This is a genomic window from Selenomonas sp. oral taxon 478 (genome assembly GCF_001189555.1).
Taxonomy (GTDB): domain Bacteria; phylum Bacillota; class Negativicutes; order Selenomonadales; family Selenomonadaceae; genus Centipeda; species Centipeda felix.
Genome location: NZ_CP012071.1, coordinates 1,553,105 through 1,570,789, shown reverse-complemented (window position 1 = coordinate 1,570,789; position 17,685 = coordinate 1,553,105). Strand labels below are relative to the sequence as shown.

21 protein-coding genes and 6 tRNA genes are annotated in these 17,685 nt (G+C 58.5%); 2 read left to right on the top strand and 25 right to left on the bottom strand.

What is annotated here, in order from left to right; translation table 11 throughout:
• Positions 1 to 75: 75 nt before the first annotated feature.
• The 19 genes from ADJ74_RS07380 to map all read right to left on the bottom strand — a co-directional run bounded on the left by ADJ74_RS07380 (position 76) and on the right by map (position 11,764).
• Positions 76 to 1,110: a sirohydrochlorin cobaltochelatase gene (locus tag ADJ74_RS07380; RefSeq protein WP_050343127.1), complete on the bottom strand. Its 1,035-nt coding sequence runs from the start codon at positions 1,108 to 1,110 to the stop codon at positions 76 to 78.
• Positions 1,111 to 1,252: 142 nt separating this feature from the next.
• Positions 1,253 to 1,993, bottom strand: a complete 741-nt coding sequence (locus tag ADJ74_RS07375) for a vWA domain-containing protein (protein ID WP_050343125.1) — start codon at positions 1,991 to 1,993, stop codon at positions 1,253 to 1,255.
• 383 nt (positions 1,994 to 2,376) lie between these two features.
• The gene (gene sigH, locus ADJ74_RS07370) at positions 2,377 to 3,183 is read right to left on the bottom strand and encodes an RNA polymerase sporulation sigma factor SigH (protein ID WP_039981611.1); all 807 of its coding nucleotides are present in this window, start codon (positions 3,181 to 3,183) and stop codon (positions 2,377 to 2,379) included.
• Positions 3,184 to 3,387: 204 nt separating this feature from the next.
• Positions 3,388 to 3,759 (bottom strand): 50S ribosomal protein L7/L12, encoded by a 372-nt coding sequence (rplL, locus tag ADJ74_RS07365; protein ID WP_050343123.1) that lies wholly within the window; start codon positions 3,757 to 3,759, stop codon positions 3,388 to 3,390.
• Between the two features lie 45 nt (positions 3,760 to 3,804).
• The gene (gene rplJ / locus ADJ74_RS07360) at positions 3,805 to 4,341 is read right to left on the bottom strand and encodes a 50S ribosomal protein L10 (RefSeq protein WP_009442863.1); all 537 of its coding nucleotides are present in this window, start codon (positions 4,339 to 4,341) and stop codon (positions 3,805 to 3,807) included.
• Between the two features lie 295 nt (positions 4,342 to 4,636).
• Positions 4,637 to 5,320, bottom strand: coding sequence for a 50S ribosomal protein L1 (rplA, locus tag ADJ74_RS07355; protein WP_009442864.1), 684 nt, complete (start codon positions 5,318 to 5,320; stop codon positions 4,637 to 4,639).
• Positions 5,321 to 5,377: 57 nt separating this feature from the next.
• A complete protein-coding gene (rplK, locus tag ADJ74_RS07350) occupies positions 5,378 to 5,803 on the bottom strand; it encodes a 50S ribosomal protein L11 (protein WP_006690943.1) in 426 nt (141 codons plus the stop codon).
• A 45-nt stretch (positions 5,804 to 5,848) separates the two neighbouring features.
• The gene (gene nusG / locus ADJ74_RS07345) at positions 5,849 to 6,400 is read right to left on the bottom strand and encodes a transcription termination/antitermination protein NusG (protein WP_050343121.1); all 552 of its coding nucleotides are present in this window, start codon (positions 6,398 to 6,400) and stop codon (positions 5,849 to 5,851) included.
• A 14-nt stretch (positions 6,401 to 6,414) separates the two neighbouring features.
• Positions 6,415 to 6,600: a preprotein translocase subunit SecE gene (gene secE / locus ADJ74_RS07340; RefSeq protein WP_009442867.1), complete on the bottom strand. Its 186-nt coding sequence runs from the start codon at positions 6,598 to 6,600 to the stop codon at positions 6,415 to 6,417.
• A gap of 11 nt (positions 6,601 to 6,611) precedes the next feature.
• Positions 6,612 to 6,761, bottom strand: coding sequence for a 50S ribosomal protein L33 (rpmG, locus tag ADJ74_RS07335; protein ID WP_006307107.1), 150 nt, complete (start codon positions 6,759 to 6,761; stop codon positions 6,612 to 6,614).
• Positions 6,762 to 6,925: 164 nt separating this feature from the next.
• Positions 6,926 to 7,002: transfer RNA gene (locus tag ADJ74_RS07330), tRNA-Met, on the bottom strand.
• 6 nt (positions 7,003 to 7,008) lie between these two features.
• A tRNA-Thr gene (locus ADJ74_RS07325) sits at positions 7,009 to 7,084 on the bottom strand.
• A gap of 9 nt (positions 7,085 to 7,093) precedes the next feature.
• Positions 7,094 to 7,169 (bottom strand) — tRNA-Met (locus ADJ74_RS07320).
• An 8-nt stretch (positions 7,170 to 7,177) separates the two neighbouring features.
• A tRNA-Tyr gene (locus tag ADJ74_RS07315) sits at positions 7,178 to 7,263 on the bottom strand.
• Positions 7,264 to 7,275: 12 nt separating this feature from the next.
• A tRNA-Met gene (locus ADJ74_RS07310) sits at positions 7,276 to 7,351 on the bottom strand.
• Positions 7,352 to 7,492: 141 nt separating this feature from the next.
• Positions 7,493 to 8,755, bottom strand: a complete 1,263-nt coding sequence (pfp, locus tag ADJ74_RS07305) for a diphosphate--fructose-6-phosphate 1-phosphotransferase (protein WP_009442868.1) — start codon at positions 8,753 to 8,755, stop codon at positions 7,493 to 7,495.
• 105 nt (positions 8,756 to 8,860) lie between these two features.
• Positions 8,861 to 9,580, bottom strand: coding sequence for a nuclease-related domain-containing protein (locus ADJ74_RS07300; RefSeq protein WP_050343119.1), 720 nt, complete (start codon positions 9,578 to 9,580; stop codon positions 8,861 to 8,863).
• 49 nt (positions 9,581 to 9,629) lie between these two features.
• The gene (locus tag ADJ74_RS07295; RefSeq protein WP_050343116.1) at positions 9,630 to 10,895 is read right to left on the bottom strand and encodes a DEAD/DEAH box helicase; all 1,266 of its coding nucleotides are present in this window, start codon (positions 10,893 to 10,895) and stop codon (positions 9,630 to 9,632) included.
• Positions 10,892 to 11,764, bottom strand: coding sequence for a type I methionyl aminopeptidase (map, locus tag ADJ74_RS07290; protein WP_050343113.1), 873 nt, complete (start codon positions 11,762 to 11,764; stop codon positions 10,892 to 10,894). Before map ends, ADJ74_RS07295 begins: the two co-directional genes overlap by 4 nt.
• Positions 11,765 to 11,942: 178 nt before the next feature.
• On the opposite strand from map, the gene brnQ reads away from it, so the two are divergent.
• The gene (brnQ, locus tag ADJ74_RS07285) at positions 11,943 to 13,295 is read left to right on the top strand and encodes a branched-chain amino acid transport system II carrier protein (protein WP_050343111.1); all 1,353 of its coding nucleotides are present in this window, start codon (positions 11,943 to 11,945) and stop codon (positions 13,293 to 13,295) included.
• Between the two features lie 54 nt (positions 13,296 to 13,349).
• Positions 13,350 to 13,438: transfer RNA gene (locus ADJ74_RS07280), tRNA-Ser, on the top strand.
• Positions 13,439 to 13,531: 93 nt separating this feature from the next.
• Here ADJ74_RS07280 and pyrR read toward each other — a convergent pair.
• Genes pyrR through proC form a run of 6 tightly spaced genes read right to left on the bottom strand, consistent with a single transcriptional unit; the run spans position 13,532 to position 17,679 of the window.
• The gene (gene pyrR / locus ADJ74_RS07275) at positions 13,532 to 14,080 is read right to left on the bottom strand and encodes a bifunctional pyr operon transcriptional regulator/uracil phosphoribosyltransferase PyrR (RefSeq protein ID WP_050343109.1); all 549 of its coding nucleotides are present in this window, start codon (positions 14,078 to 14,080) and stop codon (positions 13,532 to 13,534) included.
• A gap of 4 nt (positions 14,081 to 14,084) precedes the next feature.
• Positions 14,085 to 14,987: an RluA family pseudouridine synthase gene (locus ADJ74_RS07270; RefSeq protein ID WP_050343107.1), complete on the bottom strand. Its 903-nt coding sequence runs from the start codon at positions 14,985 to 14,987 to the stop codon at positions 14,085 to 14,087.
• A complete protein-coding gene (gene lspA, locus ADJ74_RS07265; RefSeq protein ID WP_050344240.1) occupies positions 14,984 to 15,442 on the bottom strand; it encodes a signal peptidase II in 459 nt (152 codons plus the stop codon). Before lspA ends, ADJ74_RS07270 begins: the two co-directional genes overlap by 4 nt.
• Before the next feature lie 5 nt (positions 15,443 to 15,447).
• On the bottom strand, positions 15,448 to 16,023 hold the full coding sequence (locus tag ADJ74_RS07260) for a DivIVA domain-containing protein (protein WP_253271683.1): 576 nt from the start codon (positions 16,021 to 16,023) through the stop codon (positions 15,448 to 15,450).
• A gap of 17 nt (positions 16,024 to 16,040) precedes the next feature.
• Positions 16,041 to 16,835: an RNA-binding protein gene (locus ADJ74_RS07255; RefSeq protein ID WP_050343103.1), complete on the bottom strand. Its 795-nt coding sequence runs from the start codon at positions 16,833 to 16,835 to the stop codon at positions 16,041 to 16,043.
• Positions 16,836 to 16,869: 34 nt separating this feature from the next.
• On the bottom strand, positions 16,870 to 17,679 hold the full coding sequence (proC, locus tag ADJ74_RS07250; protein WP_050343101.1) for a pyrroline-5-carboxylate reductase: 810 nt from the start codon (positions 17,677 to 17,679) through the stop codon (positions 16,870 to 16,872).
• Between the last annotated feature and the right edge of the window lie 6 nt (positions 17,680 to 17,685).

Genomic DNA, 17,685 nt, shown 5'->3' with positions numbered 1-17,685 from the left:
GGGTATCTCCATAAAGAAAAGAGCCTGCCACAGAAGCAGATGCTCCTGCGACAGGCTCTGAGCTGATACGCTGTATTACTTCATCATTTTGATGTGGTCTGCATCCGCCCCCTTGCGTCCCTGCAGCGCATCCCATGCGTCGTTGGCACGCTCCACGAAGGCAGCGCGGATCGCCTGGTTCTCACCGAGGCCGTGCAGATAGGTGTTGACTTTGAAGCCCTGGCTCTCAAGGATACTCTTGTGCGAATCCGAATCCTTACCCGCCATGTCGTTGTGCGCATGATCGCCCGCAACCATCATGATCGGCATGAGCGTAACCATCTTGATGTGGTTCTCCTTGAGCTTCGGCAGGATCGTCTCCAAGCTCGGCCAGCCCTCGACTGTGTAGACGTAGACGTTCTTATAGCCGAGCTCGTTAAGCTTTGCCTGGATCACGGAATAGTAGGCGTTGGAAACGTGCGGCGTGCCGTGTGCCATGAGGAGGAGTGCCTCATCCTTGCCCAGCGCCGGGAACTGCGTCGAGACCGCCTTGATGAACTCCGTCACATCGTCCGCCTGATCTTCCTGTCCCTGCCAGTACATGAGGGAGGTGCCGCAGGTCATCGTCTTGAACTGATCCTTGTACTCGTTGTAAACCGCCTTGACGTAGGAGTACTCCATGCCCGGAATGACGTCGAGCGAGACCAGTGCGACGCGGGAGTAGCCCTCTGCCTTGAGCTGCGTCAGAGCCTCCTCGGGCGTCGGATAGTGCTTGCCTTCCTTTGCCGCGATACGGTCGATGATGATATGGGAGGTAAATGCCGTGACGACCTTTACACCGGGGTTCGCTGCCTGGATGTCGCGCACCGTCGCCTCGATCGTCTTCTCACGCGTGTCCTTGAACGTCGTACCGAAGCTTGCAACAACGATGGCGTCCTTGTTCGTGTAGTTCGCCATCTGCGGGTTGTTGTACTTCAGAACGCCGATTTCTGACGCCTCCATGAGTGCCGGTGTCACCGTCTTGACCTCAGGATTGAGCTCGTACGCAGCCTCTGCCGGGCTGTACGAGGACAGACCCAAGACTGCCGAGCACGCAAGCGAAGCGACCAGCATTTTCTTCCAGTTTTTCATTCCGATTCCTCCTAAAAATAGATACTCTCCCGGCAAAGCACGCGACCTGCCGCCTCTCTCATCAATTCAGTTCTATTATATGTATATAGGGATGTACTACGTTACATAGCATACAACGTCAGGAGGAAAATGTCAATCCGTCTTATTTCGTCTCATCCTTTTCGACATGATCCTTCCACGCACCGGATTCCTTATCGCCGCTGGCGCGCTCCGCCACGTAGATGCCTACCGCGTCGTAGTTCGCACGGACACCGCTCGATGTGTTCTTGTACGTCACGGCGTTCGCCTTGCGCACCCCGATGGCGTCTGCTTCCTCAGCCGCGTCGATGTTCGCACCGAGGTAGATGAAGTCCCAGCCCGCCTTTTCCTGCTTGTCCGAGATGAGTTCCTTGATCTTTGCCTTGGTGAACTCGGTGCTCGCGTTCTCCATGCCGTCCGTGATGATGACGACGATCACCTTTGTCCCCTGCCTGTCCCCCGCGCCCGACTGCTCCATGCGCAGGATGGTATCACCGACGGCGTCGAGGAGTGCCGTCGTGCCGCCCGTCTCATACGTCCGCTCGGTCAGCGGGCGCACGCTCTGGATCGCCCTGTGCTCGTAGAGGCGGTCAATCTTGTCGTTAAAGAGCACCGTCGTCACGCGCACGTCGATGCCAAGCTTCTTCTCCTTCTCGATCATCGCATTAAAGCCGCCGATGGTGTCCGCCTCCAACCCGTGCATGGATCCACTCCTGTCGAGGATCATCACGAGTTCAATGCGGCTCGGCTTTTCCTGCGGCGCAGCCGCTCTCGGTGTGCTGTCCTCTGCCGCCTGTGCGGACGCCACGGCACAGGCGAGACAGAGCAGTACCGTCAGCAGGATGGATGAAAATTTTTTCCACATGGTCATGCCTCCTATTTCTCAACTGCTTTTTGAATGACAGCAATAGAATATGATATTCACATAAAACAAAAAGGCTGTTGCATGAAGTCGCAAACTTCGTGTAACAGCCCCTTCTTTGTGCCCCTTCCACCGCTTGCGCGGTCCCCCTTGCTGACCTGTCCAAGAAGCAAGTCCACAGGACGAAGCTGATTGGGTAACAGGTCGTATGGGAAAACGTCCCAAGAACACGAGCGACAGCGATGTGTGATTGGCTGACGTTGACCGCTCCCCGTGACCACGGGGAAGGCTTTTAGGATAACGGTATATTAGCTTCCCCCGCCGCGCGGGGGAAGTGGCGAGCGCAGCGAGCCGATGGGGGTATGCAATGGTCCCTTGATGTTTCTTTATTCCTGTGCGCGTCCCACGCGGTTGATGGTCGTCAGTCCGCGATAGACTGTCCCGATGTCGAGCTCGTCCCCGCGCGACTCCATGTATTTCTCCAGCTTGCGCTTGACGCGCTGCAGCGCATTGTCGATGGATTTGACCTGACGATGCAGGTCGACGGCGATCTCCTGATAGGATTTGCCGTCGAGGTAGCTCATGAGGACGCGCCACTCAAGGTCGCTGAGGATTTCCTCCATTTTCTGCTCGATGTCGATGAATTCCTCGTGACTGATGACGAGTTCCTCGGGGTCGCTGATGCGCGCACCGGAGAGCACGTCAAGCAGGGTGCGGTCAGAGTCCTCGTCGTAGATGGGCTTGTTCAGTGAGACGTAGGAGTTGAGCGGGATGTGTTTCTGCCGCGTCGCCGTCTTGATCGCCGTGATGATCTGGCGCGTCACGCATAGCTCCGCAAACGCACGAAACGATGAGAGCTTGTCCGGGCGGTAGTCACGGATCGCCTTGAAGAAGCCGATCATGCCCTCCTGCACGATGTCCTCGCGGTCTGCACCGATGAGGAAGTAGGAGCGTGCCTTGGAGCGCACGAAGTTACGGTATTTGTTGATGAGATAGTCGAGTGCCTCATCACCGCGCTCGCCGCGAATGTGGGCGAGGAGATCCTCATCCGAGCAGCCGTCATAGATGCTGTTTTCCGCCGTCTCGTCTGCGTAGGTGTCCCCATCGGCAGCGAGCTCGCCCGTATCCATCTCCTCCGACACGGAACGTTCTTCATCCAACAGGGGCTTTTGCTTTTCGCCGTAAAAAATCATACGATGCACCGTCTTCCCATGCTTCCGGTGCATGACAGTCACCTGCCACGCACAATCGTCCCATGATTATTATAACTCTATTGCAAAAGTCCCGTCAAGAGACAAAAAGGACTGTGCATGATGGTTCTCACCTCATGCACAGTCCCTATTTGTCCCCCTTCCCCGTCAAACGGAGAAAGTTATGGGGAAGAGAAAAAACTTAGATTACTTCAGCTCGACCGTTGCGCCAGCCTCTTCGAGCTTCTTCTTGAGCTCTTCGGCCTCAGCCTTGGCGATGTTCTCCTTGACCGGCTTCGGTGCGCCGTCAACGAGCTCCTTCGCTTCCTTCAGGCCGAGACCCGTTGCCTCACGAACGGCCTTGATGACGTTGATCTTCTTGTCGCCTGCTGCCGCGAGAACGACGGTGAACTCCGTCTTCTCCTCGCCGCCCGCAGCCGGAGCAGCGCCGCCGACAGCAGCAACTGCAACCGGTGCAGCTGCGCTGACACCGAATTTCTCCTCCATTGCCTTCACGAGCTCGGAGAGTTCGAGAACGGTCATGTTCTCAATGGCTTCCAGAATCTGATCCTTGTTCATGCTGTATACCTCCAATAGTATGTAAATTCTCTCTCAATCGTATGTTTATGCGGACGCCTTCTGCGCACGCACAGCCTCAAGCACATAGACGGCATTGCGGATAACGCCCTGCAGTACGTTGACCGTGTTCGAGATCGGCGCATTCATGCTGCCCATGAGCTTTGCGATAAGCTCTTCGCGCGACGGGAGCGATGCGAGCGCCTGAACCTCAGCCGTCTCGATGACCTTGCCCTCAACGGTACCGACCTTGACGGACAGGATCCCCTTCTCGTCGAGCTTGTTTTTCTTGATGTAGCCGCAGATGACCTTCGCCGGAGCGACGGCATCGTCTGCCGAGAACGCAAATGCGGTCGTGCCCTCAAGGTGCGGATCGAGCCCCTCAAGACCAAGCGCATCTGCCGCACGGCGCAGCATCGTGTTCTTTACGACGTGATAGGAGACGCCCGCAGCGCGCAGCTCGCGGCGCAGCTCCGTATCCTGTGCAACGGTGAGACCGCTGTACGTCGTAAAGACAGCTCCTTTCGCCGAGGAGAGCTGCTCTTTCAGCTTCTCGACGATGACTTCTTTCTTGTGATCTGCCATGTAATCATTTCCCTCCTTTCTTGTCGCCGTTCATCTTGGCACGTCCTTCCGTTCTCGCCGCGTCGGAACATCCTCCACGCAGGACTTAACTGCGCGTCCGGTGTTCCTCCTTGCTCGAACAAAAATCCGCACCAATCTGGACGGCTCTTATTCTTTCCAATGAAAAATCTCCGGCTGCTATCCTGCCGGAGATGAATGTTCAAATTCACGTCCGGCCTCGGCAGGCGACTATGTCGTTAGATGCTTGCGCAAACCTGCTGTCTACAGCCCGGGGAAATTCCGTGCGCCGCTAAAATTAGCTAAGCGCAACGGGGACGGCGGGTCCCATCGTCGCCACAACGGTGATGGAGCGGATGTACTGCCCCTTTGCCGCTGCCGGCTTCACGCGGATCAGCGTGTCGATGATCGCCTGATAGTTTTCGCGGAGTTTCTCCGCATCAAAGGAGGCCTTCCCAATGGGAACGTGGACGTTGCCCGCCTTGTCCGTGCGGTACTCCACCTGACCTGCCTTGATTTCGCCGATGGCTTTCTTCAGATCCATCGTGACCGTGCCGAGCTTCGGGTTCGGCATGAGTCCGCGCGGACCGAGAACCTTACCGAGGCGGCCGACCGTGCCCATCATGTCGGGCGTAGCGACAGCGACATCGAAGTCGAGCCATCCGCCCTGGATCTTCTGCACGATCTCATCCGAGCCGACGAAGTCAGCTCCTGCTGCCTCAGCCTCAGCGACCTTCTCGCCCTTTGCAAAGACGAGCACGCGCTGGGTCTTGCCCGTGCCATGCGGCAGGACAAGGGCGCCGCGCACCTGCTGATCCGCATACTTCGGATCGACGCCGAGGCGCACGTGCAGCTCGATGGTCTCGTCGAATTTGGCCGTTGCCGTCTTCTTGACGAGTTCCATCGCTTCCTGCGAAGTGTAGAGTTTGCCGCTCTCGATCAGCTTCGCAGCGTCTTGGTATTTCTTACCAACCTTTGCCATGAATAACTCCCTTCGTGGTCATAACGGGCGTACGCCCTTCCACTTGGTCACGGACAATTAGTCCGTGATCTCAATGCCCATGCTGCGGGCCGTGCCCTCGATCATGGACGTTGCCGCCTCGATCGATGCGGCGTTCAGATCCGGCATCTTGGACTCTGCGATCTCGCGTGCCTTCGCGCGCGGGAGCTTTGCGACCTTCGTCTTGTTCGGCTCGCCCGACGCCTTTTCAATGCCCGCCGCCTTCTTCAGCAGAACTGCTGCCGGAGGGGTCTTCGTAATAAAGGTAAAGGAACGATCCTCAAAGACTGTGATCTCAACCGGAATGATGAGCCCCGCCTGCTTCGCCGTGCGTTCGTTGAAGTCCTTGACGAATGCCATGATATTGACGCCCGCCTGACCAAGCGCAGGTCCGACCGGAGGAGCCGGTGTCGCCTTTCCCGCAGGAACCTGCAGCTTTACGACACGCGCAACCTTCTTTGCCATCCACATTCACCTCCTTTCGGTGAAAAATCAGCGGTATATCTGATCTCAGATCCGTTCGACCTGATCGATCTCGACATCCAGTGGGGTTCCGTCCACATCGACCTGCACACGCATACTCGACGTGTCGATCGACGTGATCTTGCCCGCGTAGTCCTCGAATGCGCCCGAGATGATGCGCACCGTGTCACCGACATCCACCTTGGCGCGGCGTTTCGGTGCCCCGCCCACCGAGCCGGAGAGGATGCGTTCCGCCTCCTCCGCCGTCAGCGGAATGGGGTGCTTCTCCGAGCCGACAAAGCCCGTGACGCCCGTCGTGTTGCGCACGACGTACCACGAGTGCTCATCGACAATCATGTCAACGAGGACGTAGCCCGGGAATACCTTGCGCGGGACGACCTTTTCCTTGCCGTCCTTGACCTCGATCTCGTTCTCCACGGGCACGACGACGTTAAAGATCATCTCGCTCATGCTCGCCGAGTGCATGAGGCGTTCAAGGTTTGCCTTGACCTTGTTCTCATACCCCGAGTAGGTGTGGATGACATACCATGCGCGATGCGGATTTGCCTGCCGGAGATTGAGTTCTTCCTTGTCTGCCATGTCCCTCACCCCGTCTAGTAATGCAGGATAACCTGAAAGATGCGCGCAAAAATAGTGTCGCAGATCCAGATGAGCGCGCAGACGACGACGATCGCAATGCCGACAACACCGGTGTAGGTGACCAGCTCGCGCCGCGTCGACCACGAGACCTTCTTCATCTCGGCGACGACTTCCCGCAGGAATTTCACAATCTTTCCCATGATGCGGGCGCTTACTTCGTCTCTTTGTGCGGCGTGTGCTTGCGGCAGAACTTGCAGTACTTGCTGAACTCCAGACGATCCGGATTGTTCTTCTTGTTCTTGTTCGTGCGATAGTTGCGGCTATGGCACTCCGTGCACTCAAGCGTAATGTTGTTGCGCATGAATATCGACTCTCCTTGTTAGTTTTCATGACACGAAATCACTCGTATCAATTTATCATACTTGGAAAATGCTGTCAACGCATGAAGTACATTTTCCCTAAGGAGACACCGGAGTGCTCCCTGAAAGCATAAAAGAACCCCCGTTGCGGGGGGATCAAGCAAAATGGTGGCGGCACAGAGATTTGAACTCCGGACACTGCGGGTATGAACCGCATGCTCTAGCCAACTGAGCTATGCCGCCGTTATATGGAGCTGATGACCAGGATTGAACTGGTGACCTTATCCTTACCAAGGATACGCTCTGCCGACTGAGCTACACCAGCGCACAGACTTGGTTGCGGGGACAGGACTTGAACCTGTGACCTTCGGGTTATGAGCCCGACGAGCTACCGACTGCTCCACCCCGCGATAAAAAGTGGTGGGCAGGGATGGATTCGAACCATCGTAATCCGAAGATGACAGATTTACAGTCTGTTGCCTTTAACCACTCGGCCACCTACCCATGATATGCTATTGGTTGCGGGGACAGGACTTGAACCTGTGACCTTCGGGTTATGAGCCCGACGAGCTACCGACTGCTCCACCCCGCGATGTTCTGTCGTGTGTTGCACTGACAATACGGTATTATACGGCAAAGGAGCGGGCGCGTCAATACCTAAAATAGAAAAAAGGACGATGATGCGAAACTTTTTCGTTTCACACCATCGTCCTTGGGCAGTTCTACGGCGAAATTACTCTGCGGCGTCGCCGTCAAAGAGATAGGAGTAGCGTTCCTTGAACTCCTCCTGCGTCATGCGGTAGGCATTCGCAAGTCCCGGATCGTCGAGGTCGCCCTTTTCGAGGCGCATCATGAAACCGCGTGCGATACGGTAGTGGACGGAGCCGATGTTGACCTTGCGCACCTTCGTCTTGCCCGTCTCGGGGTCGCGAATCTCGTCGAAGCGCATCGGCACCGCCTGATTGTCCTGGATCGTGATGATCGCGCCCGTGTCGCCCTGCATGAGGAACTTGACGGCGGAGTAGCCGAGCGAGCGGCAGTAGTCGATGTCATAGGCGATCGGTGCCGTGCAGCGCAGCTCATAGCCGATCTCCTTGTCGATGACGCTGATGGTGATGCCGAGCTTCTTCGTCTCGGCGAGCACCGCCTGTTTGATGATCTCGCCGAAGTCGAGCTCGCTGTAGCGGATGTGTCCGTGCTCGTCCGTGACGACGTTGCCGAGTTTGGCGAAGTCCTCCTCGGCGATCTTCTCGATCACGCCCTCAGCGATGACGGCAACGCCGTAGTTGCGCCCCGTGAGGTAGCGCTTCACGATCGAGCCGACAATCACGTCGACGACCTGCTGCAGCGGAATCTTTTTCTGGGAGAACTCCTCGGGGATGATGGTGATCGCCGCGCCTGCGCTGCGCCCCATCCCGAGGGCGAGGTGCCCCGCCGTACGTCCCATCGCGATGGTGAAGTACCACCGGTTGTTCGTCGTGCTCGCATCCTCCATGAGGTTCTCGATCTCCATCGTACCAAAGGCACGCGCCGTCTCAAAGCCGAACGTCGGCACGCCCTCGGGGAGCGGCAGGTCGTTGTCGATGGTCTTCGGGACGTGGACGACGTTGATCGTGCGCCCCATCTTGCGTGCGTACTCGGAGACCGCCATGGAGCTGAATGCCGTGTCGTCGCCGCCGATGGTGACGAGATGCGTCACGCCGAGCTCGGTCAGGGTCTCGACTACGGTGCGGAGGTCGGATTCCTTCTTCGTCGGGTTGAAGCGCGACATCTTCAGAATACAGCCGCCCGTCAGATGAATGCGGCTAATGTTCGCGGGCTCCAGGCGCACGTAGTTCTTCTCGCCGCGTGCAATCCGCGAGAACCCATCGTAGATGCCGAGCACATCCCACCCATGCCGCGTCGCCTCGCTGACCACGGCAGAAATAACGCTGTTGATGCCGGGTGCGGGGCCACCCCCGCAGATGATCGCAATGACGTTCTTGATCCCAATCATGAATATGCCTCCTCTTTTAAATTGTCTGTACTTTATATAAATTCGACGAAATAAATTATTTTCCTGCTCTCTTCATCACCGATTCAAATCAGCTCGCTCAAAGCATCAAGAAGCTCTCGTATGATCCAGCCGCTGCACAAGCCGCAGCACATCGGCATCACTAAGCAGGAAACGTGCTCTGTAGTTCAGAATGTAGGAACGCACAGCGTCGCCGCGATCCGTAAAGTGATCCGAACAACCGTTCAGAATTACATCCGGATTGGTGAAGAATACAATGCCGTCCACCCAAACATGCATCCCAACAGACTTTAGATAATCTGCCAAGACATGGATCTGCCGCTTCATATGCTTGACGGGATTCCGCATGGAGGAGGAGTAGTCTGTGCCGCGCCGCCCCGTCTTTTCCTGCCCCCAATCTCCATTGCTCGGTGTGATGGTTCCGTTGTGGTGCTTGGTATTGATAATAAAGACTCCGTTCCGCCCAACCACAACAAGTCCACAATAGGCGCCAGGCACCTGAACATTGCTCAGGATATGATAACTGTCCGGCAGCTGCCGCAGGACATCCATTGCCCGTTCCACCCCCTTGTCACCTGAGGCAGACTTCCTGTAGGCGTGCCAAAAGCGCTTGCCGACAAAGCCTGCCGCACCGAAGGCAAGGAGCACAGGAACAGCAGCATCCGTCTGGAGCAGGTGACCGGAGAGGATGTTATTCACCCACCACAGCCATATCAATAAGCACAAGCCGCAAAAGACACCTGCAAAGAGGAGATTCCTCCTCCTCGCCTGTGCAAAGGAGGACTCTCTTGTATGCAGTACTGCCATAACATCATCCACTCTCGCAATCCAAAAAGAAATGATTTTCTCTCGCCATTCACCGCTTCCTGCGGCTGCGATGTCCAAGATTTGTAACAGTCTTGCCGGACTTTTTGCTGCGCGGCCTGGGCTTTATTTTTTTCGGCGTTGTCCGCTTCCGCTCACCGCGCTGCACCCGTTGCTGCATCTCGGTCGTCTCCGTCGGACGCGGTTTCTTTTTCACTGCGTCACGACGCAGCCGCTCTTTGAGTGCAGCTTCCATCTTGCGGAGTTTTTCGTGCTGATGCGGCGCAACGAGTGTGATCGCCTTGCCCTGTGTCCCTGCGCGCCCCGTGCGGCCGATGCGGTGGATGTAGTCTGTCACGGTCGGCGGCAGGTCGTAGTTATAGACGTGGGTCACGCCCTCGATGTCGAGTCCGCGCGCCGCAATGTCCGTCGCGCAGAGGATCTGCAGTTTTGCACTGCGGAACTGGCGCAGGACGAAACTGCGCTGCGTCTGCGTGAGGTCGCCGCTGAGCGCATCGACGAGATAGCCACGCTGTGCGAGCTCCATCATGAGCGCACGAGTGCGCTCCTTCGTGGCGCAGAACACCATTGCTAGGTAGGGTGCCTCCTCGTTGATGGAGGCACAGAGGCGGTCGAGCTTGTCCCCTGCACTGACGGGTATGACGACCTGTTCGATGGCGGCGAGTGTCACGGTCTCGCCCGCGAGACGAATGTGCGCGGGGTTAGTCATGAACCGCTTGGTCAGGCGCACAATGCGCTCGGGCATCGTTGCCGAGAAGAGTGCGAGCTGATAGTCCTGTGCCGCAGCACCGAGCAGGGTCTCCACATCCTCGATGAAGCCCATCTTCAGCATCTCGTCCGCCTCGTCGAGGACGACCTTGTTCACACTGCCGAGCGCAAGCGTTCCGCGCCGTACGTGATCGAGCAGACGTCCCGGCGTACCGATGACGAGCTGCGGACTGCGGCGCAGCTTTTCCTTCTGCCGCTCGATATCCGCCCCGCCATAGATCACGACGGTGCCAATACCAAGGGGCTGGGCGAGCGGTTCGGCGACGCGCTCGATCTGGATGGCGAGCTCACGCGTCGGTGCGATGACGAGTGCCTGTGCCGCCGCGCCCTGCGGCTTGATGCGCGCAAGGAGCGGCAGGAGATAGGCGAGTGTCTTGCCCGTCCCCGTCTGCGCCTGTGCGATCACGTCACGCCCCGCGCGCATGGGCGGGATCGCCTGCTCCTGCACGGGGGTCGGCTGCGTGATGCCCTGTTTTTGGAGGAGTGCGGTCAGCGTCTCCGAGATGCCGAGCTGATCGAAATGCGTCATGATGAAAGTACCTCTGCGCCTGTCTCTGTGATGAGAATGGTCTTTTCCCACTGCGCAGAGAGCGTCCCGTCCTTCGTCCGCACCGTCCATCCGTCCGTGCGGTCAACGGTGACATCGTAGTCGCCCGCATTGATCATCGGCTCGACCGTGAACACCATGCCCGGCACCATGAGCATCCCCGTGCCCGGCTCGCCCTCATGTGGGACGTACGGCTCCATGTGAAAGTCCTTGCCGACGCCATGACCGCCGAGTGCCGTAACGACCGAGTACCCGTTGGCATGCGCCCAGTCGCCGCACGCCGCACTCACGTCGCCGAGAAAATGCCACGGGCGCGCCGCCGCAATGCCGCGCTCCATGCACTCCTTCGTCACCTTGACGAGCCGCTCCGCTGCCGCCGGTACCTTGCCGATGAGATACATCCGCGAGGCATCCGCATAGTAGCCGTCCACGATGACGGTCGAGTCAACGTTGATGATGTCGCCCTCTTTGAGCACATCCTTGGTCGACGGAATTCCGTGGCAGACCACGTTGTTAATCGACGTGCAGATGCTCTTGGGGAAGCCCTCAAAACCGAGGCAGGCGGGAATGCCGCCGTGTGAGACAATGTACTCATGCGCCGCACGATCCAGCGTCTCCGTGTCAACGCCCGGTGCGACGAGCGTCCCCATGAGGTCGAGCACCGCATCGTTGATGACGGCGGCACGGCGGATGCCCGCGATATCCGCCTCGTTATTGATGATCTTGCGCGGCGGGCGCACCTGCCCCTTGATCACATCGTAGCGGATGGAGGCGATGCGCTCGTCAAAGTCCTCATGACATTTTTTATATTTCTTGCCGCTGCCACACCAGCATAGGTCGTTTCGATTCATCCTGTACTCCTTATCATCTTGGGGAATCCCCACTATTTCTCTCCCTGCATTATAGCCCGCTCCCTCGGTGGATGTAAAGGGACGATCGCCAATAGATTTTTTGACAAATCCCTGCTGCCCCTGTATAATCAATTTATTAAAATTTTATGATTCTTTTGTAGATAGGAAAGCATCCAGTATGAAACAGCGGCTGTCGAAAAAAGAATATCTCTTTGTCGCATCTCTCCTTTTCGGTCTGGTCTTCGGTGCGGGCAATCTGATCTTTCCCGCATCGATGGGGCAGCGGGCGGGGATGGAGATGCTGCCTGCCCTTGTCGGGTTCTGTATCACAGGCGTGGGGCTGCCCCTGCTCGGCATTGCGGCGATCAGCATCACGGCGAGCGATAGTCTCTCCGCGATTGGGAACAGGGTGGGGCGGCGTTTTTCCCTGCTCTTTACCTGTGCGCTCTATCTCTGCATCGGGCCGCTCTTCGCCATTCCGCGCACGGCGACCGTCTCCTTTCAGGTTGGCGTTCTGCCGTTTGTCGCCCCTGCCCTGCACGATGTTCTGCTCCTCGTCTTTACCGCGCTCTTCTTCGCCGTGGTGCTCTTTTTCTCCCTGCGTCCGTCGGGGATTCTGATCTGGATCGGCAAGGTGCTGAATCCGCTCTTTCTCTTTTTCCTCGCTGTCATGATCGTCGCTGCACTAAGAGCGCCGATGGGCAGCGTGTGGACGATGCCGCCCACAGGAGCGTACGCGGAGAATGCTTTTTTCACAGGGCTGCTCGAGGGCTATAATACGATGGATGTGCTCGCTGCTCTCGCCTATGGCAGCATCCTCGTCGACTCCATCCGTCGCCTTGGCCTCTCCTCCCCTGCTGATCTCTCCTACAGCACGATCATCTCGGGCAGTCTCAGCACACTGCTCATGGCGCTCATCTATCTCGCGCTCACCTACGTCGGAGCACAAAGCCGCACCGTCTACGACATCGATGCCAACGGCGGCGATGTGCTCGCCCATATTGCAGCGCATTACTTTGGCGCGTACGGCGGCATTTTGCTCGGCATCACGATCACCTGTGCATGTCTCAAGACCGCCATCGGACTCGTCACGGCGTGTGCATCCACGTTTGCCGCGCTCTTTCCGCGCAGCTTTTCCTATGCAAAATACACGGTGATCTTCTCCGCGTTCTCATTCGCCATATCGAACGTCGGCCTCAGCCGCATCATCGCGTATTCTCTCCCCGTGCTCTGCTTTCTCTATCCCGTCGCCATCGTCCTTATCGCCCTCTGTCTTATCGAGGGGCTGATCGGCTACCGTCGCCCGCTCTATGTGTGGAGCATTGTCGGCACGAGTGCGGCCGCCTTCTTCGACTTTCTCCGTGCACTGCCGCCCGCTCTGCAGAACGCGTTTTCATGGACGCCTGCTCTGTGTACGGCAGGAGAGGCGCTTCCCCTCGCGTCCCTCGGGATGGGGTGGGTTGTGCCCGCGCTGATTGGTTTTTGTGTCGGTGCGCTCATCTGTGCACGGCAAAAAACGCGCAGCTATTGACGCGGCGACGCCTTTTTGATAGAATGCAAAAGTATTGTATTCCATACAGTGTATGGAGAGGTGTCCGAGTGGTTTAAGGAGCCGGTCTTGAAAACCGGTGATGCGGCAACGCACCGTGGGTTCGAATCCCACCCTCTCCGCCATAATGAAATGGTAAAGGGTTGTTATTACGAGGTCTCTGTCTTCGTAATAACAACCCTTTTTTGTCAAATGGGAAGGCGGTCTATCCGCCGCGTTCAGACGCGCTCGCGTATGACGACCTTTTCCTCCGTATCGGTGTCGTGAAGCTGCACCGATACGTCCTCGGCAGATGCCGTCGGTACGTTCTTGCCAACATAGTCGGCGCGGATCGGGAGCTCGCGATGTCCGCGGTCGATGAGGACGGCGAGCTGGATCATGCGCGGCCGCCCAAGGTCGAGCAGGGCGTTCATCGCCGCCCGTATCGTGCGCCCTGTGTAGAGCACATCATCGACGAGGATGACGGTCTTGTCCGTGATGTCAAGGGGAATCTCCGTCGTGTGCACGATGGGCTGATAGGCGAGCTCGTTGAGGTCGTCGCGATAGAGCGTGATGTCGAGCACGCCGCGCGGCAGTTCCCGTCCCTCGATCTGCGCGATCTCTGCGCCGAGCCGCGCCGCAATCGGTACGCCGCGCTTGCGGATGCCGACGAGCACCAGATGCTCTGTCCCATGATTTTTCTCTACAATCTCGTGCGCGATGCGCATGAGGGCGCGGCGGATGCCGTCCTCATCCATCAGCACGGCCTTTTCTCTAAACTCAGTCATGCGATCAGCTCCTTCGGAGTGTGTGCAGTATCTCCTCCATGTCCGCCGGCAGGGGCGCGGTGAACGTCATTTCTGCCTGCGTACGCGGATGTGTCAGCGTGAGTGTCAGCGAGTGCAGTGCCTGCCCCGCAATGGCAAAGGGGTTCTTCTTCGCCGTATACTTCGTATCGCCGACCAGCGGATGTCCGATGCTCGTCATGTGAACGCGAATCTGATGTGTCCGCCCCGTCTCCAGACGACAGGCGACAAAGGTGTAGTCACCGAACCGCTCAAGCACCTCAAAATGGGTCGTCGCGGGCTTGCCGTTCTCACGGACAATCGCCATTTTCTTGCGATCCGTCGGATGCCGTCCGATGTCCCCCGTAATGACGCCCGCGCGCTCGACGATGTTCCCGTATACGATGGCGCGGTACTCACGCCGTGCCTCCTTGTCCCGAATCTGGCGGGCGAGGAAATGATGTGCCATGTCGTTTTTCGCGGCAACCATCACGCCCGAGGTATCCTTATCGAGGCGATGAACGATGCCGGGGCGCAGGTCTCCGTTGATCCCCGAGAGATCGCTGCAGTGATGGAGCAGTGCGTTGACGAGCGTCCCCGTATATACGCCCGCGGCAGGGTGCACGACCATGCCGCGCGGCTTGTTGATGACGATAATGTCCGCATCCTCATAGAGGACATCCAGCGGGATGTTCTCTGCACGGATCTCAACCGCCTCTGCGGGCGGGATGGTACACGCTACGCTCTCGCCGCCACTCAGCTTAAAATTCGCCTTGCGCCGCTCTCCGTCCACCGTTACGTGTCCCTCTGCGACGAGGCGCTGTGCGTAGCTGCGCGAGAGGGTCGGCAGCTGCCGCACGAGGAATACATCCAGCCGTTCCCCTGCCTGATCGGAAATAAATGTGCTCACGGAAGAAACTCCTTCTTCTGCACGAAGAGCGCCCAGAGAACGCAGATCGTTCCCACCACGATGGCGATGTCCGCGATATTAAATACCGGCCATACGCGGAAATCAATGAAGTCGATGACGTGTGCGAGGCGAATCCGATCCGCCATGTTGCTGAGCGCTCCTGCCGCAAAGGCGACGCTGCCGTAGTGAATGAGTGCGCTGCCGCGCGCGAGACGCGGATAGAGAAAGAGGAATACGAGGAAGAACAGCGCGGCGGTGAGCAAAAAGAGCCACTGCTGACGCTCAAAGATCCCGAACGCAGCCCCCGCGTTCAGCACGTAGGTCAGATGGAGGTATGACGGAATGACGGGGATGCTCTCCCCCGGCAGCATGGTCGAGGCGACGTACGCTTTCACCGCTTGATCCAAAATTACTGTCCCGCCAAAGAGCAGTGCGGCCTTTCCGCACCCGATCATCGTCTTCAATCGTCCTCCTGTTCCTTCACGGCATCGTCCTTCGGTTTTATCGGCGGTGCAGGAGGCGCAGGCGGTACCTTCTTCTCGTGTACCATATCCGGCATCTCTGCAATGGCATCCTCGATGAGGGCCAGCTCTGCCTGCACATTGGATTTCATGCGGCGCAGGAACTGATGCTTTTCGCGGACAAGCCGCTCGTACTCCGCCACGATGGCGCGTACCTTGTCCGCAGCCTCGTCCAGCTGTGCCTTTGCCTGCAGTGTCGCCTCGCGGCGCATGTTCTGCGCCTCTTTCGCCGTCGTCTCAAGCAGGCGGTCGGCGCCCTGCTTGGCGCTCGTGCTCATCTCCTCCGCCGTTTTCTGCGCGACGACGAGCGTCTCGCGCATGCTCTGCTCGATGCGGCGGAACTCTCCGTTCGCCGAGCGTTCGCGCTCCAGCTCGCCCCGCAGGCGCTCATTTTCATCCAGTACCGCCGTGTACGCCTTCATGATCTCATTGAGAAAATCGTTGACCTCGTTCTCGTTAAATCCGCGAAAACTCCGACCAAACTCCTTGGCATGAATATCCATCGGTGTCAGCATCGCGCTCCCGCCTTTCTTCAAAAGAATCGATGCAGTACAACAACCGTGCGGCCCTTCTTCGTCTGACCGCGCACCTCAGTCACCTCGACGCGGCCGCGCCCACGCATGGAGAGGACATCTCCCTCCTTGACCGTCTTGGAGGCACTCGCCGCACTCTGCCAGTTATGCTTCACCTTATCGGCGGTGATATCGTCCGCCGCACGGCTGCGCGAGATGCCAAACCCTGCCGCGACGATGGAGTCGAGCCGCAGCGACGCCACCGTCGCGCGGATCTCCTTCGTCCGCTCCTCGCGCGGTGCGACCTCCGTCAGCTCCGCAGGCACGGTCTTCACGCCGACCGCGCCGATCATCGTCAGGTTCTCAATCAGGAACGGGGCGATCTTGGCCTCACAGAGGATTTTCGCCGCATCGGAGGCAGGCAGGATGTCGCCGATCATCTCGCGCTCAATCCCCAGTCCCATCACTGCGCCGAGGACATCACGATGCGTGAGCCGGGCAAACTGCCCGTTCCACGTGGCCTCTACGCAGGCGATACCGAAATCCTCCGTCCGCCCCGCAAAGTCCCGATGGCGCAGCATCGCACGCGCACGCTCCGCCCCCTGATAGCCGCCGTCAAAGTCCAGCTGCAGATCATCATAGCTCGCGCGGATCGTCTCGGCGATCTCCTGCCCGTAAGGGTCGAGAAAGGGACTGATGCGAAATTTACGCGTCTTGACGACGGTCTCTGCGAGGTCGAGCAGGCGCACTGCCGTCTCCTCCCCTTCGCTGCCGCGATAAAAGCGGAGAATCCGCTCCTTCTGTTCTGATGCCATAGTCCCCTCCTTTGGGAAATCGTCCTGCGAACTGTTACTGTTTGCCGAGTTCTTTCGACCGCTCCGCCGCGGCAAGAACCGCCTCGATGAGCGCGGAGCGCACGCCGGCGCGCTCCATTACGCGCAGCCCCGCCGCTGTCGTCCCTGCAGGGCTGGTCACGGCAGCGCGCAGTGCGGCGGGCGCAGTCCCATCGAGCACCATCTGTGCCGCGCCAAGCAGCGTCTGTGCAGCAAGCAAAGACGCCGTCTCGTGGCGCAGCCCGGCCGCAACGCCGCCGTCGGTCAACGCCTCGATCATGAGGAACGCATAGGCGGGACCACTGCCCGAGAGTCCCGTCACCGCATCGAGGTCATGCTCCTTTACCTCGACAACGCGTCCCGCCGTGCCGAGCACGACATTCACAGCCTCGCGTGCGGACGCATCTGCATCGTCGCTGCACGCATAAGCGGACATCCCCGCGCCGACGGCCAGCGGGGTGTTCGGCATCGCGCGGACAATCGGATGCCCCGGATATTCTGCCGCAATCTGCGCCATCGTCAGCCCAGCCACAATGGAGATCACGAGCGCATCGCTGCGCAGCAGCGGCGCAGTCTCCCGCATTGCCGCGCGCGCAGCAGAGGGCTTTACCGCCAGAACAAGAACGTCAATACGGGGCAGAAAATCATCTGCCCCGACCTGTGCATTTACGTGATACTGCTCATGCAGTGTACAGCACCGTGCTGCCTTGTGATCTGATACATAGATCTGCGGCGATGGCACGTCCCTCTCCGCCGTCATGCCCGCGATCATCGCCTCTGCCATTGCGCCGCCACCGATGATGCCGATCTTCCATGCGCCTTTCATGTGCGC

Bases quoted from the DNA above. Each gene is read 5' to 3' on its own strand.
- ADJ74_RS07380 (WP_050343127.1), bottom strand. From the start codon at position 1,110: ATGAAAAACTGGAAGAAAATGCTGGTCGCTTCGCTTGCGTGCTCGGCA.
- ADJ74_RS07375 (WP_050343125.1), bottom strand. From the start codon at position 1,993: ATGTGGAAAAAATTTTCATCCATCCTGCTGACGGTACTGCTCTGTCTC.
- sigH (WP_039981611.1), bottom strand. From the start codon at position 3,183: ATGATTTTTTACGGCGAAAAGCAAAAGCCCCTGTTGGATGAAGAACGT.
- rplL (WP_050343123.1), bottom strand. From the start codon at position 3,759: ATGAACAAGGATCAGATTCTGGAAGCCATTGAGAACATGACCGTTCTC.
- rplJ (WP_009442863.1), bottom strand. From the start codon at position 4,341: ATGGCAGATCACAAGAAAGAAGTCATCGTCGAGAAGCTGAAAGAGCAG.
- rplA (WP_009442864.1), bottom strand. From the start codon at position 5,320: ATGGCAAAGGTTGGTAAGAAATACCAAGACGCTGCGAAGCTGATCGAG.
- rplK (WP_006690943.1), bottom strand. From the start codon at position 5,803: ATGGCAAAGAAGGTTGCGCGTGTCGTAAAGCTGCAGGTTCCTGCGGGA.
- nusG (WP_050343121.1), bottom strand. From the start codon at position 6,400: ATGGCAGACAAGGAAGAACTCAATCTCCGGCAGGCAAATCCGCATCGC.
- secE (WP_009442867.1), bottom strand. From the start codon at position 6,600: ATGGGAAAGATTGTGAAATTCCTGCGGGAAGTCGTCGCCGAGATGAAG.
- rpmG (WP_006307107.1), bottom strand. From the start codon at position 6,761: ATGCGCAACAACATTACGCTTGAGTGCACGGAGTGCCATAGCCGCAAC.
- pfp (WP_009442868.1), bottom strand. From the start codon at position 8,755: ATGATTGGGATCAAGAACGTCATTGCGATCATCTGCGGGGGTGGCCCC.
- ADJ74_RS07300 (WP_050343119.1), bottom strand. From the start codon at position 9,580: ATGGCAGTACTGCATACAAGAGAGTCCTCCTTTGCACAGGCGAGGAGG.
- ADJ74_RS07295 (WP_050343116.1), bottom strand. From the start codon at position 10,895: ATGACGCATTTCGATCAGCTCGGCATCTCGGAGACGCTGACCGCACTC.
- map (WP_050343113.1), bottom strand. From the start codon at position 11,764: ATGAATCGAAACGACCTATGCTGGTGTGGCAGCGGCAAGAAATATAAA.
- brnQ (WP_050343111.1), top strand. From the start codon at position 11,943: ATGAAACAGCGGCTGTCGAAAAAAGAATATCTCTTTGTCGCATCTCTC.
- pyrR (WP_050343109.1), bottom strand. From the start codon at position 14,080: ATGACTGAGTTTAGAGAAAAGGCCGTGCTGATGGATGAGGACGGCATC.
- lspA (WP_050344240.1), bottom strand. From the start codon at position 15,442: ATGATCGGGTGCGGAAAGGCCGCACTGCTCTTTGGCGGGACAGTAATT.
- ADJ74_RS07260 (WP_253271683.1), bottom strand. From the start codon at position 16,023: ATGCTGACACCGATGGATATTCATGCCAAGGAGTTTGGTCGGAGTTTT.
- ADJ74_RS07255 (WP_050343103.1), bottom strand. From the start codon at position 16,835: ATGGCATCAGAACAGAAGGAGCGGATTCTCCGCTTTTATCGCGGCAGC.
- proC (WP_050343101.1), bottom strand. From the start codon at position 17,679: ATGAAAGGCGCATGGAAGATCGGCATCATCGGTGGCGGCGCAATGGCA.